The 15,271-nt window shown below is 72.6% G+C and carries 14 protein-coding genes; 2 read left to right on the top strand and 12 right to left on the bottom strand.

Going from position 1 to position 15,271, the window contains the following annotated elements; all coding sequences use genetic code 11:
* Window positions 1-145: 145 nt before the first annotated feature.
* A complete protein-coding gene (locus ACIQGZ_RS12920) occupies window positions 146-1,048 on the top strand; it encodes a serine hydrolase (RefSeq protein WP_402601392.1) in 903 nt (300 codons plus the stop codon).
* Between the two features lie 69 nt (window positions 1,049-1,117).
* Here the strand turns inward: ACIQGZ_RS12920 and ACIQGZ_RS12915 are convergent, their stop codons facing one another.
* From ACIQGZ_RS12915 to ACIQGZ_RS12875, 9 genes are all read right to left on the bottom strand, one after another.
* Window positions 1,118-2,566, bottom strand: coding sequence for a hypothetical protein (locus ACIQGZ_RS12915; RefSeq protein WP_402601391.1), 1,449 nt, complete (start codon window positions 2,564-2,566; stop codon window positions 1,118-1,120).
* A 97-nt stretch (window positions 2,567-2,663) separates the two neighbouring features.
* On the bottom strand, window positions 2,664-3,284 hold the full coding sequence (locus ACIQGZ_RS12910) for a guanylate kinase (protein WP_402601390.1): 621 nt from the start codon (window positions 3,282-3,284) through the stop codon (window positions 2,664-2,666).
* Entirely contained in the window at window positions 3,281-3,886 is a 606-nt protein-coding gene (locus ACIQGZ_RS12905; RefSeq protein WP_402601388.1) for an AAA family ATPase, read from the bottom strand. The genes ACIQGZ_RS12910 and ACIQGZ_RS12905 overlap by 4 nt, the downstream gene beginning before the upstream one ends.
* 136 nt (window positions 3,887-4,022) lie before the next feature.
* Window positions 4,023-4,868, bottom strand: a complete 846-nt coding sequence (locus ACIQGZ_RS12900; protein ID WP_402601387.1) for a DUF1932 domain-containing protein — start codon at window positions 4,866-4,868, stop codon at window positions 4,023-4,025.
* Entirely contained in the window at window positions 4,865-5,536 is a 672-nt protein-coding gene (locus ACIQGZ_RS12895; protein ID WP_402601386.1) for an HAD family hydrolase, read from the bottom strand. The genes ACIQGZ_RS12900 and ACIQGZ_RS12895 overlap by 4 nt, the downstream gene beginning before the upstream one ends.
* A gap of 84 nt (window positions 5,537-5,620) precedes the next feature.
* Window positions 5,621-6,691: a S1 family peptidase gene (locus tag ACIQGZ_RS12890; protein ID WP_402601385.1), complete on the bottom strand. Its 1,071-nt coding sequence runs from the start codon at window positions 6,689-6,691 to the stop codon at window positions 5,621-5,623.
* 223 nt (window positions 6,692-6,914) lie between these two features.
* The gene (locus ACIQGZ_RS12885) at window positions 6,915-7,838 is read right to left on the bottom strand and encodes a carbohydrate ABC transporter permease (RefSeq protein ID WP_402601383.1); all 924 of its coding nucleotides are present in this window, start codon (window positions 7,836-7,838) and stop codon (window positions 6,915-6,917) included.
* A complete protein-coding gene (locus tag ACIQGZ_RS12880; RefSeq protein ID WP_402601382.1) occupies window positions 7,835-8,797 on the bottom strand; it encodes a carbohydrate ABC transporter permease in 963 nt (320 codons plus the stop codon). Before ACIQGZ_RS12880 ends, ACIQGZ_RS12885 begins: the two co-directional genes overlap by 4 nt.
* 19 nt (window positions 8,798-8,816) lie before the next feature.
* Window positions 8,817-10,130, bottom strand: a complete 1,314-nt coding sequence (locus tag ACIQGZ_RS12875) for an ABC transporter substrate-binding protein (RefSeq protein WP_402601381.1) — start codon at window positions 10,128-10,130, stop codon at window positions 8,817-8,819.
* Between the two features lie 322 nt (window positions 10,131-10,452).
* On the opposite strand from ACIQGZ_RS12875, the gene ACIQGZ_RS12870 reads away from it, so the two are divergent.
* Window positions 10,453-11,592: an aminopeptidase P family protein gene (locus ACIQGZ_RS12870; RefSeq protein ID WP_402601379.1), complete on the top strand. Its 1,140-nt coding sequence runs from the start codon at window positions 10,453-10,455 to the stop codon at window positions 11,590-11,592.
* Between the two features lie 111 nt (window positions 11,593-11,703).
* Here ACIQGZ_RS12870 and ACIQGZ_RS12865 read toward each other — a convergent pair whose 3' ends face one another.
* The 3 genes from ACIQGZ_RS12865 to ACIQGZ_RS12855 all read right to left on the bottom strand — a co-directional run bounded on the left by ACIQGZ_RS12865 (window position 11,704) and on the right by ACIQGZ_RS12855 (window position 15,269).
* Window positions 11,704-13,125: a GH1 family beta-glucosidase gene (locus tag ACIQGZ_RS12865; protein ID WP_402601378.1), complete on the bottom strand. Its 1,422-nt coding sequence runs from the start codon at window positions 13,123-13,125 to the stop codon at window positions 11,704-11,706.
* A gap of 93 nt (window positions 13,126-13,218) precedes the next feature.
* The gene (locus tag ACIQGZ_RS12860) at window positions 13,219-14,271 is read right to left on the bottom strand and encodes an ABC transporter ATP-binding protein (RefSeq protein ID WP_402601376.1); all 1,053 of its coding nucleotides are present in this window, start codon (window positions 14,269-14,271) and stop codon (window positions 13,219-13,221) included.
* The gene (locus ACIQGZ_RS12855) at window positions 14,268-15,269 is read right to left on the bottom strand and encodes an ABC transporter permease (RefSeq protein WP_402601374.1); all 1,002 of its coding nucleotides are present in this window, start codon (window positions 15,267-15,269) and stop codon (window positions 14,268-14,270) included. Before ACIQGZ_RS12855 ends, ACIQGZ_RS12860 begins: the two co-directional genes overlap by 4 nt.
* Window positions 15,270-15,271: the final 2 nt, after the last annotated feature.

The following is a 15,271-nucleotide window of genomic DNA, read 5'->3' as shown; positions in this document are numbered from 1 at the left end:
CCGGCCCGCAGCCGGGGTGCCGAACAGGTTGCAGGGCGGGGTGCCGAACAGGTTGCCGGACGGGGTGACGGAGCGTCGGAGATCCGGCAGACTCCGTCCGCACGGCGGGTCCAGCCGCCCGGCCCACCCTCCCGGAAGGACTCCCATGCGCCCCTCCCTCCGCCGCACGGCCCGGCGTACGGCACCGGCCGCGCTGGTACTCGCCCTGCTGCCGCTCGCCATCCCGGCCCCGGCGGCGGCGGCCGGTGCCGCGCCCGGGATCTGCACCTCGACCGCCCGGCCGGAGCTCGCGGCCAAGCTGGACAAGGACATCCGCGCCGCCCTGGCCGGCCGGTCGGGCACCGTCTCGGTCGGGCTCTGGGACCGGGCCACCGGCACCTGGTGCGGCGTGGGGTACACCCGGCACTACGACTCGGCCAGCGTGGTGAAGGCGACGCTGATGGCGGCGGTGCTCCACCGGGCGCAGGAGCTGTGCCGGGGCCTGACCAAGCGGGAGAACACCCTGGTCACCGCCATGATCACCAAATCGGACAACAATGCCGCCAGTACGCTCTGGCGCAGCCTGGGCCGGAAGCGGGTGCAGCGCTTCCTCAAGCTGGCCGGCCTCACCCACACCACCCCGGGCGCCGGCAGCACCTGGGGGCTCACCCGGATCACCGCCCAGGACGAATTGCGCGTCCTGGCCCTGCTGGACAGCGCCAACCCGGTCCTCACCGCCGTCTCCCGCCGCTACGCCATGAGCCAGCTGGCCCGGGTGGTGCCCGCCCAGCGCTGGGGCACCCCCGCCGGGGCACCGGCCGGCGTGGGCGTACATGTGAAGAACGGCTGGCTCCCCCGCGCCACCCACGGCTGGCGGGTCCACAGCATCGGCACCTTCACCCGCCCGACCGGCCTGGGCTACCGCCTGGTGGTCCTCACCCAGGACAACCGCACGATGTCCTACGGCGTGGCCACCATCGAACGCGTCTCCCGCGCCGTCCACCGCGACCTCGCCACCGCCACACGCCAGGAGCCGGACGACGACGAGGGGACGCCGTCCGGCTCCTGACCCCCGCCGCCGTCCCGGCGAGCATCCCCGCACGGCCCCGCGAACCACCGCGCTGCGAAGGACGCTCCCTCAGCGGACCAGCTTGCGGATGACGATGCCGACGATGAGCGTGGTGAAGAGCAGCCCGGCCGATGTGAGAGCGACGGCGAGCGCCGTCCAAGCCGGAGAGGTGAGTTGGGAGGGAGCGCCGGTCCCCACATTCAGCCAGAGGGCCACGGACAGGACCAGCGCCCGCCCCGCCGCCGGTACGCTCGTCAGGCCCTGGCCGGCCTCGCGCAGGGGACCTGCCAAGTGCAGACCGGCGGCGGTGACCAGGATGCCCAACAGCAGGATCCGGGTCGGGTTGCGCACCCGTACACCCCAACCGAGGACGCCGCCGACGACGCCGAGAGTGAGGTGGCGTCGAGGACCGCGCAGCTGGGCTGCCTCCCGCTGACGGGTGAGGTAGTAGAGCTGGTCGACTTCGCCGTTGCGGTTCCGCTTGGCCAGGGCGGCCCGGACCGTCTCCAACGCTGCGGCGGTCACCTCGGTGAAGGAGCAGTCCAGGAAGGTGAGGACCTGCTCCACATTCCGGAGGGTCTGGCCGGTCAGCTCCAGGTCACCGACGCTGCAGCCGTCGTCCAGGGCGTAGCGGGACCGGCCGCCGGGAAGGCCGAGCGCCCCCGTGACGGAGGTGCCGCGCAGGCTGATGACGGCGGGGGCGCTGGAGCTGGCGGTGAGTCGGGCCACAGTGCTGTTGCTGAAGCTCAGCCGGGCCGGTGCCTCTGCCTCTGCCTGGCCACTGTTCACCGCGAGCCCCCGTAGGTCGACCGGACCGCGGATGTCGCTGTCGGCGACGGAGCTCTCGTCCGGGGGGATGACCAGGCCGTTGACGCGCAGAGTGTCGCTGCAGCGCAGATCCGTGGTTCTGAGCGGTTCGTCCAGTCGGACGCGGCTGAGCGTCAGGTCCCGTGCGTCCACATCGTGCAGCAGCAGGCTCGCGAGCCAGAGGTCGTCCAGGGACAGGGACTCGGAGAGATGCAGCCCGCTCACCTCGACCCTGGGACGCCCGAGACGCCCGGCGGCCACCTGGCTCCTCAGTGCGATGGCGGCGGCCCGTGAGTTGCCGATGCTGACCGATCCGCGCAGGGCGGTCAGTTGCACCGACTGCTCGGCACGCAACCGCTGGAGTTGGACGTCTCCACAGGAGTGGAGGTCGAGCGAGACGAGCGAGGTGTCGGTGACCGTGACATCGCACCCGGTGGACGCGTTGCGGACGGTGAGCCTGCCGATGCGGGAATTGGTCACCAGGATGGCGTCGGCCTCGGCATGGTCGATGACCAGTTCCTCGATATGGCACGAGCGGATGGTCAACGGCCCGTCGACGGACATGTGCTCGAAGGAAATCCGGTCTGCGGACACCGTGTCCAGCAGGAGCGCGGTGTCGATCTCGTCGCGGTGGAGGCTGAGACTGCGGTCGGAGACGGTCCGCTGCCGACCGACGGTGGCCAGTTCCTCAAGCGTACGAATGGTCCCCACAGGCGGTCCCCTCACTGCATGTGGCGGGTGGGCATGTGTTCCGATCCGGGGCTGCGCTCCCCGTCCGGGTCCCGGTGTGCGGGTGGGCCGCAGTACGTCAGTCCCGGCCCGCCGCGCCGATCGGACGGCCGTCCAGTGCCGCCCGCAGTTCCTCCGGGGCGCAGGCGGCCCTGGCGGCGGAGAGTGCCGCGCTGATCGACTCGACCGAGGCGTCACAACTCTGGCCGTCCGTACGGACCACCAGGTCGAAGAGGTCCCGGAGGTCCGCGCCCAGGAGATCCGCGACCGTCTCGTCCCAGGCGCTCAACCGCTTGGGGGTGTCGACGTCGCCCCGCAGCCGGGACCGTTCCGCGCAGACGTCCCTGGGGACCCAGAGCAGCACCCGCAGCCAGTCCGCCGGGGCTCCGGCGAGAAGTCGTCGGAGGTCCGCGACATTGCCGATGTGCACCACGGGGACCAGCCCCTGGGAGTGCATCTCTTCCAGGTCAAGGCGGTCGACGGCGTACACGTTGCCGTAGCGGTGCGTCTCCACCACGATGCGGCCCTGGTCCCGGAGCCGGTCCAGTTGCTCGGCGGTGACGAATCGGTACCCGGTCGACCGGCCGGTTCCCTGCTTGAGCTTGGTCACCAGGCGGAACCTCGGGTCGGCGCCGGTGAGGGCCGCCGTGACGGTGTCCTTCCCCGCGGTGGGTGGACCGTAGAGGACGACGGCGCTCATGCGGCCACCTGCAGTCTCTGGGCGGCCGACTCCACCTGCTCGGCGAGCGGGCGGGCGGCGGCTATCCGGTTGTCGATCAGATGGTGGTCGAGCACCGGACGCAGACCGAAGTCCGTCTCCGCCACATAGCTGGACCAGTGGGTGAGCTTCCAGGTGTCGCGGGAGGCGTTGCGGGAGGTGAGGCGCTCCCGCATGGAGTCGGCGTCGCTGTCGACCCAGAAGGTCTCGAAGCGCGCCCCCAGCCGCCTGCAGCGCCGCACGACACGCGATGTCCAGTGCGTGTCGGTCGCCTCCTTGATGAACGGCGCCACAGCCACGACGGAGATCCCGCACTCCAGGTTCTCCCAGACCGCCTTCAGCAGGCAGTCGTACTCCAACGGTCTGACCCGCTCGAGGTAGACGTCGGTGTGCCGGTCGTCGGGGTCGCTGCCGAAAGCGACCAGCAGTTGCTCGGTGAGCGGCCTGGTCAAGGTGTCCTTGTCCAGCATGGCCCAACCGGTCGATGCTGCCAGCAGCTTCCCCGCTTCCGACTTGCCGGACCCGGCGAAGCCCCCCACCAGGGCGAAGGTCAGTGTGCTCGCTGCTGCGGTGTCGGTCGTCACTCTGCTGCCCCCCGGAAGCTCCGCGCCTCACCTCGTCCGCGCACGGCGCCCGCCGTACTGACGCCCAGCCAGATGATACGGGTCGGGGCGGTTCTCGGTCGCCCGGATTCGGGCAGCGTGCGGTCCGGTCGGTCGTTCACGGGGTGTCGCGCAGTGCCCGTAGGGCCTCGGCGACGCTGAGTTCGGTGTCGCGTGCGCCCGCCCATCGGGCGAGTACGGCGGAGGCGGCACGCATCAACTCGTCGGGCAGGCCGGCCTCCGCGAGCAGGTCGGCGGCCTCGTCGAGTTCCGGCCCCCAGCGCCAGGCACGTGCTGCGGTCTTGGGAATGTAGTCCGTCTCGATGAGGTAGCTGCCCGAGCGGCTGCCCGCGATGTCGAGCAATTCGTCGGCGACCCCGTTGGCTTCGGCCACGCCGTACGCGACGGCCGCCAGGACGCGGGACGCCTTCTGATAGCTGGTGTAGGCGAGTTTGAGCGCGGACGCCCTGCCGATCTCCTCGCCCAGCGGACGGACCCGCACGTCGGTCGGCGCGAAGAGTTCCCCGAGTCCGGCGGCCGCTTCGGCCGGACCGGCGACGTACAGGCGCGGCTGCTTGCCGCCCGTCGGGGGCGAGCCGACCACCGCCGCGTCCACCACGGTGGCATCCGGCAGTAGGCGCGCGATGGCCAGCATCCGCTGCGGAGCGACGGCATTGGCCTCGATGTACGTCTTACCGGTGAAGCCGTGGCCGGCGACCTCCCGGGCGACGTCCTCAGCGGCCGCCGGCGGGCAGAGCGAGATGATGACATCGGCCCGCGCCAGCAGTGCCGAGAGGTCGGCAACGGCTTCGAGCCCGACTGCCGCCGCACGCGCCGCGGTGGCGCCGCTGCGGCCCTGGGGATGCCAGAGCACCCGCACTCCGCTCCGCCGGAGCTGGCCGGCCACTGCCGCGCCCATGCTCCCTGGGTGCAGGATGCCCACGGTCGAACCGGCCCCGATCATCCGAGATTCCCCTTCGTCGCTCCCACAGTGGTCAGCAGGTCGATCGCGGCACGGGCGTCGGTGACCTGGTGGTCGGGCAACCCCAGACCGTCCGGCCAGTGGCGGCCCCGGTCGATCCACACCGTACGGAGGCCGACGGCCCGCGCCCCGCAGATGTCGTTCACCGGGTCGTCGCCGACCATCCAGCCTTCGAGGGGCCGGTCGCCCACCCCGCATCTGCGTGCCGCTTCGCGGAAGACGGCCGGGTCGGGTTTGCGTGTACCGGCTTCCTCGGACGTACACGTGGCGTCCACCCGGTCGGCGATTCCGGTGGCGCTCAGCTTGGCCCGCTGGATGTCGGCGGCTCCATTGGTCGCCACTCCGATCCGCCAGCCTCCGGCCCTCAGTCGCTCCAGGCCGGACAGCACCTCCGGCGGGCAGACCATCGTGGCCGCGATGTCGGAGCGGTAGCCGTCCCACAGCGCCTGCACGGAGCCGCTGAGGCCGAACCGGTCACGGACCCGGGCGAAGTGGTGCGGGGTGGCGCGGTCCGCGAGGAGGTCGAAAAGCCAGCGCTCGGACTCCAGGTCGAGGCCGTGTCGCGCCCGGAAGCGGGCGGCCCAGGCCGCGAGTGTGAGCTGCCGGTCCACGAGCGTGTTGTCGAGGTCGAAGAGCACCAGGGATCGCACAGGGCAAGACTGTACGACGGCGAGGGCCGAGCAGTGGGCCATGGCCGCCGGAAGAGGGGCACCCGGCGGCCATGGAGGAGCGTGTCAGTAGACGCTGACGCCGTAGTAGTTGAGGGCTTCGGTGACGGGCTGGAAGTAGGTGACGCCGCCGGAGGTGCAGTTGCCGCTGCCGCCGGAGGTGAGGCCGAGGGCGACGGTGCCGGCGTAGAGGGCGCCGCCGCTGTCGCCGCCCTCGGCGCAGACGGTGGTGCGGATCAGGCCGCTGACGGTGCCCTCGGCGTAGTTGACGGTGGAGTTGAGGGCGGTCACCGTGCCGCTGTGGACGCCGGTGGTGCTGCCGCTGCGGTAGACGGTCTGGCCGACCGAGGGGGTGCCGGCCGTGGTGATGTCCTGGTAGGAGCCGTTGTAGAGGTAGACGTCACCGGACGGGGTGCCGGTGGTGCTGTACTTCACCAGCGCGAAGTCGTCGCCGGGGAAGCGGGAGTCGTAGGTGGTGCCGATCTTGGTGCTCTGCCCGGAGTTGGAGTACCAGGTGGAGGCGACATTGCCGCAGTGCCCGGCGGTGAGGAAGTAGTACGTGGAGCCGCTCTTGACGTTGAAGCCCAGCGAGCAGCGGTAGCCGCCGCCGTAGATCGCCTGGCCGCCGCTGAGCCGCAGGCTGAGGGTGCCCGGCTGCTGCTCGATCCGGACGGCGGAGCCGAGTGCGGCGGCGGCCTCGCGGAGCCGGGTCAGCTTGGCGCCGGTCACCGTGGAGTCGGCGGTGACGACGACCGTGTCGGTGGCGGGGTCGACGGCCCATGCGGTGCCGGGGATGCGGGCGGTACGGTCGAGGGTGGCGGTGGCGGCCTTCAGCTGGGCGCCGCTGCGGGTGACCAGCTTGGCCACGGCGCCCTGGGCGCGGACCTTGGCGGCGGAGGCGGAGTCGGTGACGGTGACCACCAGTCGGCCGCCGTCGAGGTACGAGCCGGCGGTGTGGGCGTCACCGAGTTGCTGCTGCACCTGGGCGGAGAGGGTGGACACCTGCTGCGGGCTGAGGGTGGCCGGGGCCGGAGTGGCTGCCTGGGCCTGGGGCAGGGCGAGGGCGGTACCGGCCAGCACCGCCGCCGCGGTGGCGAGCAGGCGGGTACGGCGGCCGTGGATGCGACTGATCCTCACGGGGGTCTCCTGGAGGCTTGGAGAGCGGACACGGGGGCACGCCCGGACCCGCCGGTCGGCGGGAGGGAGCGGCCCGGCGCACGGCAGCCCGCCCGATGAGCGGTTGCCGCGTACATGTCAAACTGACAGGTAGTCTCCGACCGGTCCGCACCTCGCCGCAAGGCCCGGTCCGGGCGACTTGTGGCCAGTGGCGGAATTCGGCCTTACGGTTGCGCCGCCGGGCTCAGCCCTTGCCCGCCCCCAGGGTCAGGCCCGCGACGAAGTGGCGTTGCAGCAGCAGGAAGACCAGCACGGCCGGCAGCGCCACCAGCACCGACCCGGCGGCCAGCAGGTTGTCATCGGTGAAGAACTGCCCGCGCAGATTGTTGAGCGCGCTGGTCACCGGCAGCTTGTCCGGGTCGTCGACCAGCACCAGCGCCCAGAGGAAGTCGTTGTACATCCAGGTGAACTCCAGCGTCGCCAGCGCGGCCAGCGCGGGCCGGCACAGCGGCAGGGTGATCCGCCAGTACCGGGTCCACACCCCCGCGCCGTCCACGATCGCCGCCTCGCAGATCTCCTCGGGCAGCGCCCGCATGAATCCGGTCAGGACGAAGACGCAGAAGCCCAGTTGGAAGGCCACCTGGACCGCGATCACGCCCAGGTAGGAGTCGTACAGCACCGGCGAGCCGGCCAGTGCGTACGGCAGCGGGATGTGGTTGAGCAGGACGTACAGCGGTGTCACCAGCGCCTGCGGCGGCAGCAGGTTGCCCGCCGTGAACAGGGTCAGCAGCACCACCCCGCCCCAGATGCGCAGCCGGGCCACCGCGAAGGCGGTGAAGGAGGCCAGCAGCAGGGTGACCGCGACCCCCGGCACCGCGATGAGCAGCGAGTTGGCGAAGTGCCGGGCCATGTCCGACTGGGTGAACGCCTGCCGGTAGTAGTCCAGGCTGAGCCGCCGGGGCAGCGAGAAGTAGCCGTCCCGCGCGGTCTCCTGGTACGGGCGCAGCGAGGCGTACACCGCGAGCAGCACCGGGGCCAGCCAGCCGAGTGCGACCAGGCAGAGGACGGCGTGCAGCAGCAGCCGGGCGGGGCGGGTGCCGCGGCGCGGTCCGGCGGTGGGCGTGGTGGTCCGGGTGCCGGGCGCGGGCGGGGCGGCGACGGCGGTCACGGCCGGCTCCCCCGGGCGGCGGGGCGGCGTGGGCCGTCCCGGCGCGGTTCCTGGGCGAGGTGGCAGGCGATGAAGACCAGTGAGACGGCCAGCAGCACCACCGCGATGGCGGAGCCGAAGCCGATCCGGCCCGCCTCCCCGATGATGTTGGCGGTGGCCAGCACGCTGAGCAGTTCCAGGCCGTTGCGGCCGTGGTTGACGGCGTAGACGACATCGAAGGCCCGCAGCGACTCGATCACGGTGACCACGCCGACGATGACATGGACCGGCCGCAGGGTGGGCAGCACCACCCGGAGGAACGTCTGGGCCTCCCCCGCGCCGTCGAGGGCGGCGGCCTCCTTGAGTGTCGGGTCGACGGACTTCAGCCCGGCCAGGTAGAGGATCAGGACGTAGCCGGTGTGCCGCCAGCCGGTCAGCAGCAGTACCGCCCAGAGGTTGAGCCTGGGGTCCCCGATCCAGTCGACGGGGTCGGCGGTGCGGCCGAGCAGGCTGTTGAGGGCGCCTTGGTCGCGGGAGAAGATCAGCTGCGCGATGAAGCCGATCACCGCGAGCGAGAGCACCACCGGCAGGTAGAGCACGCTCTGGTAGAGGCGGCTGAAGCGGATGCCCCGGTCCAGCAGCACCGCCAGGAGCAGGCCGAGCGGGGTGGCGACCAGGGCGAGGAAGCCCAGCCAGAGCAGGTTGTGCCGGACGGCGGGCCAGAACGGCGGGTAGCCGGTGGCCAGGTCGGTGTAGTTGCGCGGGCCGACGCCGTGGATCGCGCCGATGCCGTCCCAGGAGGTGAACGACAGGCCGACGGTGGCGAGTGCGGGCCCCCAGACCAGCGCCAGGTCGAGCAGCACCGGGAGCCCGAGCAGCGCGGCGAGCACCAGCAGGTCGCGGCGGCGCAGCCGCCGGCGGTGGGGGGATCGTCGGCGGTGGGCGGACCACGGGCGGTGGGACGGCCGGGTGTCGGGCACGGTGGGTGGTCCCCTCGGTTCAGCCCTCGTCGGCGAGGAGGGACTTGTGCTGCCGTTCGATGCCGTTGACCAGCCCGTCGATGTCCCGGGGCCGGTCGATGAAGGACTGCAGGGCCGGGACCAGCACGGTGGCGGCGAAGTCGGGGCGGGTGTCGCGGTCCAGGAACTGCGAGACGTGCTCGGCGTTCGCGACCAGCGCGGCGGCCTTGCGCTGGAGGGCGTTGTAGTGGCCGGTGGCGGCAACGGAGTTCACCGCGACGGTGTCGGGGTCGACGGCGGCGTACGCCTCCTCGGCGGCGGGGGTGGCGAGGTACGCCAGCAGCTGCCGGGCGGCCTCCTTGTTGCCACCCCGGCGGGGCAGCAGAAAGCCGTCGACCGGTGCCTCGACCGCCCGTCGGCCCCAGCGGGGGTCGATCTCGGGAAAGGGGAAGAAGTCCAGGTCGGCGCGGTCGGCCGCCGGGAACTGCTGTCCGGGGTGCGGCAGTCCGAAGACGGCCATCCCGGTCCGCCCGGCCGCCAGGCTCTGGGCGGCCTGCTGCCAGGTGCGGCCGTTGGCGCCCTGGTCGTGGTACGGCATCAGGCTCCGCCACAGGTCGAAGACCTGCCGCACCCGGCGGTCGGTCCAGGACTCCCGCCCGGCCAGCAGCGACCGGTGGAAGTCGTAGCCGTTGGCGCGCAGGTCGAGGTAGTCGAAGGTGCCCATGGCGGGCCAGCCGTCCTGGTCGCCGAGCGCGAACGGCACCAGGCCGTCCTGCCGCATCCGCCGGGCCAGGGCGGTGTACTGGTCGAAGGTCTCCGGCACCTGGTAGCCGTACCGCCGGAAGACGCTCCGCCGGTGGAAGACGGCCCAGGGGTAGGTGTAGTACGGGACGAAGTACTGCTTGCCGTCCGCGCCGGTGGACTGGTCCTTCAGTGCTTTCGGAAAGCCGTGGAAATCCCGCCACAGGTCGCTGATGTCGTCCAGCAGTCCTTTGGCGGCGAAGAACTGCATCCGATTCCCGGCGAACCACATGAAGACGTCGTCCGGGCGGCTCTGCAGATAGCGGTTGATGTTCTCCTGGAAGGTGTCGTGGTCCGTCGTCCGCACCCGTACGCCGCGCCCGGTGCGGTCCCGGTAGCGGGCCAGGGCGTCGCCGTACGCCCGGCGCGGCACCGGGTCCGAGGCGTTGGAGCCGAGGGTGACGGCGGTTCCGGGACCGGCGGCGCAGGCGGTGAGCAGCGCGGGGAGGGTGACGGCGCCGGTGGCGGCCAGGGCGCCGCGCAGCAGGCGGCGGCGGGAGAGCGGGGCGGTGCCACCGGGCGCCGGTGGGCCGCCGGTGCGGGAATGCGGCACAACCGCTCCGGGGGTACGGGAGGGGGAACGACCGAATGCGATCGTTCAGATGGCACCAATTCGGCGGCGGCGCTGTCAAGGACCCGCACCGGGCGGCCGATTCCCTCACCCGAATGGCCGAGGAATTCCCGGTCCCGCCATTCCGCCGCCGCCCGCCGCGCCGGGTCCGGCCGGTTTCCCGCGTCCGGCCCCTCCCGGACCGCAGCGGCCTTCCGACCGGGCCACCGCCGCGCCCCGCGAGCGGCTGCGTATCGTCTGCCGGGACAGCACCCCAGCGATGCGACGCCCGCCCCCGGGCCGCCGAACCCCTCACGGAGGACCCATGGCCGACACCGGCACCCAGGCCGCTCCCGCCCCGTTCACCAGCGCCGACTACGCCGACCGGATGGCCCGCGCCGCCCGGACCGCCGCCGACGCGGGGCTCGCCGGACTGATCGTCATGCCCGGCCCCGACCTGGCCTGGCTGACCGGCTATCTGCCGACCGCGACCACCGAGCGGCTCACCATGCTGGTCCTCGCGCCGGACCGGGAGCCCGGCATGCTGGTCCCGGTGCTGGAGCAGGGCGACGCGCGGGCGACGGCCGGGGCCGGCGCGTACCGGACCACCGGCTGGAAGGACGGCGAGGACCCGTACGCGGCGGCGGCCGCGCTGCTGCGGCCGGACGGCCGGTACGGGATCTCGGACTCCTCCTGGGCCATGCACCTGCTGGGGTTGCAGCGCGCCCTGCCGGGCACGGCGTACGCGGCGCTCAGCGAGGCGCTGCCGATGCTGCGGGCGGTCAAGGACGAGCCGGAGCTGACGCGGCTGGCGGCGGCCGGGGCGGCGGCGGACGCCGCGTACCGGGACGTCCTGACGGTGCGCTTCGCCGGGCGGCGGGAGTCCGAGGTGGCCGCCGACCTGGCGGCGCTGCTGCTGGCGCACGGGCACAGCCAGGTCGACTTCACCGTGGTCGGCTCCGGGCCGAACGGCGCCGACCCGCACCACGAGGCCGGGGAGCGGGTCATCGTGGACGGCGACATGGTGGTGCTGGACTTCGGCGGCCTCAAGCACGGCTACGGCTCGGACACCACCCGTACGGTGCACGTGGGCGAGCCGACCGCCGAGGAGCAGCGGGTGCACGACATCGTCCGGGAGGCGCAGCAGGCGGCGTTCGAGGCGGTGCGGCCCGGGGTGGCCTGCGAGGAGGTGGACCGGGTGGCGCGGGCGGTGATCACCGAGGCGGGGTACGGCGAGTACTTCATCCACCGGACCGGGCACGGCATCGGGGTGACCACCCATGAGCCGCCGTACCTGGTGGCGGGCGAGCGGCTGCCGCTGGTGCCGGGGATGTGCTTCTCCATCGAGCCGGGGATCTATCTGCCGGGGCGGTTCGGGGTCCGGATCGAGGACATCGTGGTCTGCACCGAGGACGGCGGGCGGCGGCTGAACGCCACCCCGCACGGGATGGCGCTGGTGGAGTAGCCGGGTGGGTCCCGCCTCCGGCCGGGGTCGGTCGGCCGGAGGCGGGGTTCTGGGGGCGGGGAGCGGGAGCCGGGGGTCTGGGGGTCTGGGGGTCTGGGGGTCTGGGGGGGGTCAGCCGCCGCGCTGCTCGCGGTGGCGGCGGACGGTGTCGCTGAACCACAGGGCGCTGCGCTTGGGGGTGCGGCGCTGAGTGTCGTAGTCGACCCGGACCAGGCCGAACCGCTTGTCGTAGCCGTAGGCCCACTCGAAGTTGTCCATCAGCGACCAGGCGAAGTAGCCCCGGACGTCGGCGCCCGCGGTGCGGGCGGCGGCGACGGCCCGGATGTGGTCCGCGAGGTAGGCGGTGCGGTCGGCGTCCTCGACGGTGCCGTCGGGGGCGGCGGTGTCGTCGAAGGCGGCGCCGTTCTCGGTGATGTAGAGCGGCAGCCCGGGGTAGTCGCGGCCGAGGCGGACCAGCAGGTCGGTGAGGCCCCGGGGGATGATGTCCCAGCCCATGGCGGTGACCGGCAGTTGCTGCGGGACGATCCGGGAGAACGGTTCGCCGGTGGGCGCGGCCTCGGGCTCGCCGTGCTCGGGGGTGCCGGAGAAGACATGGCTGGAGTAGTAGTTGACGCCCAGCAGGTCCAGCGGCTCCGCGATGAGCTCCAGGTCGCCGTCCTGGACGGGCAGTTCGGCGCCGGCGAGGGCGAGGTCCGCGACCACGTCGGCGGGGTAGCGGCCCCGGAGCAGCGGGTCGAGGTAGATCCGGGCGCCCAGGCCGTCGGCGCGGCGGGCGGCGTCGCGGTCGGCGGCGCGGTCGCTGGCCGGGTAGGCGGTGCCCATGTTGAGGGTGATGCCCAGCTGGATCGGCTCGGGGGCGGCGGCGCGCAGCCGCTGGGCGGCCAGGCCGTGGCCCAGCAGCAGGTGGTGGACGGCGCGGATGGCTTCGGGGAAGTCCTTGCGGCCGGGTGCGTGGACGCCCTGCTCGTAGCCGAGCATGGCGGAGCACCAGGGCTCGTTGAGGGTGGTCCAGTGCCGTACCCGGTCGCCGAGGCCGTCCATGACCAGCTCCGCGAAGTCGGCGAAGCGGTGGGCGGTGTCCCGGGCGGGCCAGCCGCCGGCGTCCTCCAGCTCCTGGGGCAGGTCCCAGTGGTAGAGGGTGATCCAGGGCAGTACGTCCTTGGCGAGCAGCTCGTCCACCAGGCGGTCGTAGAAGGCGAGGCCGCGCGCGTTGGCCGGGCCCCGGCCGCCGGGCTGGACGCGCGGCCAGGAGACCGAGAAGCGGTAGGCGTCCACGCCCAGGCCGGCGATCAGCGCCACGTCGTCGGGCATCCGGTGGTAGTGGTCGCAGGCGGTGTCGCCGTTCTCGCCGCCGACGACGGCGCCGGGCACCCGGCAGAAGGTGTCCCAGATGGAGGGGGTGCGGCCGTCCTCCTCGTGGGCGCCCTCGATCTGGTAGGCGGAGGTGGCCACACCCCAGAGGAAGTCGGCGGGCAGGCCCGCTGCGGCGTCGGCCGCCGCCTCGGCGGGGCGGCTGTCAGTGGTGGCGTCCATGCTTGTCCTCAAGGGTTCGGATACGGAGCTGCCGCTGTCCGGGCAGCCTGGTTCCGCCGTGCCCGCCGGGGGGCGGGCACGGCGGAACCGGGGTCAGCGGGTCGGGGCGGGGTGGTGCAGCCAGCAGGCGACCGAGCGGTCCTCGGCGCCGGGGAGGGGGGTGAGTAGGGGCAGGTCGCGGGCGCAGGGCTCGTGGGCCTTGGGGCAGCGGGGGTTGAAGGCGCACCCGGGCGGCATGGCCTTGAGGTCGGGGGGTGAGCCGGGGATGCCGGTCAGTGCGCGGCGGGGGCCGTGCAGCGCGGGGAAGGAGTGCAGCAGGCCATGGCTGTAGGGATGGTGGGCGTCGCGGTAGATGTCGGCGGCGGGCGCCTGCTCCACGATGCGGCCGCCGTACATGATGGCGATCCGGTCGGAGAACTCGATGAGCAGCGAGATGTCATGGGTGATGAAGATGACGGAGAAGCCCAGCTCCTCGCGCAGCCGGATCAGCTGCTGGAGGATCTGACGCTGCATCACCACGTCCAGCGCGGTGGTGGGCTCGTCCATGATGACGATCTCCGGGTCCAGCGCCAGCGCCATCGCGATCATGACGCGCTGCCGCATGCCCCCGGAGAGCTGGTGGGGGTAGCTGTCCAGCCGGTCGGCGGCGATGCCGACCAGTCTCAGCAGCTCGCGGGCGCGCTCCAGCCGGTCGGCGCGGGACATCCCCGGGCGGTGGGTCTTCAGGACGTCGGTGAGCTGGGTGGCCACCTTGTGCACGGGGTTGAGGGAGTTCATCGCGCCCTGGAAGACGATGGAGGTCTCGTTCCAGCGGAAGCGGCGCAGCTCCTGCGGGGTGAGGTCGAGGATGTCCACCGGGGCGGCGGCGTCGCGGTAGTGGTAGCGGACCTCGCCGCCGGTGATCACGCCGGGCGGCGCGAGCAGCCGGGTGACCGCGTACGCCAGGGTGGACTTGCCGCTGCCGCTCTCCCCGGCGAGGCCCAGCACCTCGCCGCGGTGCAGGGTGAGGTCGATGCCCTGGAGGGCGTGCACGGCGCTGTCACCGAGGCCGTAGTCGACATCGAGACCGCGGATCTCCAGTACCGGGGAGCGGCCGGCGGCGGCGGAGGCGGCGGGCCGGGTCTCCGGCACGGGTGGGGTGATCATGGGCGCTTGCCGCCCTTCTGCTCGGCGCGGACGACGGGGGTGAAGCCGGTGCGCATCCGGACCCTACCGGCGCCGGTGTGGCGTCCTGCGGTGCGCAGCCGGGGGTTGACGAACTCGTCGATGCCGAAGTTGATCAGGGACAGCGCGGTGCCCAGCAGCGCGATGCACAGGCCGGCCGGGACGAACCACCACCAGGCGCCCAGCGCGAGCGCCTGGTTGTTCTGGGCCCAGAAGAGGATGGTCCCCCAGTTCCAGTGCGAGATGTTGGCGACGCCGATGAAGGAGAGGGTGATCTCGGTGAGCACCGCGAAGACGACCGTGCCGACGAAGCTGGAGGCGATGATGGCGGTGAGGTTGGGCAGGATCTCGAAGACGATCACCCGCCAGGTCGACTCCCCGGTGGCCTTGGCCGCCTCCACGTAGTCGCGGCGGCGCAGCGAGAGGGTCTGGGCCCGCAGCACCCGGGCACCCCAGGCCCAGGCGGTGACGCTGATCACCGTCGCGATGAAGAAGTCGCCCGCGTCCGGGTCGAAGGAGGTGATGATGATGATCAGCGGCAGTGCCGGGATGACCAGGAAGATATTGCTGAGCGCGGAGAGCAGTTCATCGGTGACGCCGCTGAGGAAGCCGGCGGTGACGCCGATCAGCACCGACAGCGCGGTGGCGATGATGCCGGCCGTGAAGCCGACGATCAGCACGCCCCGGGTGCCCACCAGCAGCTGGGAGAGGATGTCCTCGCCGGTCTGGGTGGTGCCCAGCAGGTGCTTCCAGGAGGGCGACTGGAGGATGTCGTTGCTCATCGCCGACGGGTCGTACGGGGCGATCCAGGAGCCGATGATCGCGAGCAGCACGAAGACGCCGAGGATGGTCAGGCCGGTGGCGGTCTTGCCGTTGCGCAGGAAGGTCAGCCGGCCCCGGGAGACCCGGGCGGGTGCGTCGGTGCCGACCGGTGGCGGCTCGGCGGCGACGACGGCGGTGTCGCTGGCTTGGGTGGTCATCG

The organism is Streptomyces sp. NPDC092296, from assembly GCF_044755465.1.
Classification (GTDB): Bacteria; Actinomycetota; Actinomycetes; order Streptomycetales; family Streptomycetaceae; genus Peterkaempfera.
Note: the sequence above shows the minus strand (reverse complement) of the source record. Positions and strands in the feature narration are given on the sequence as shown.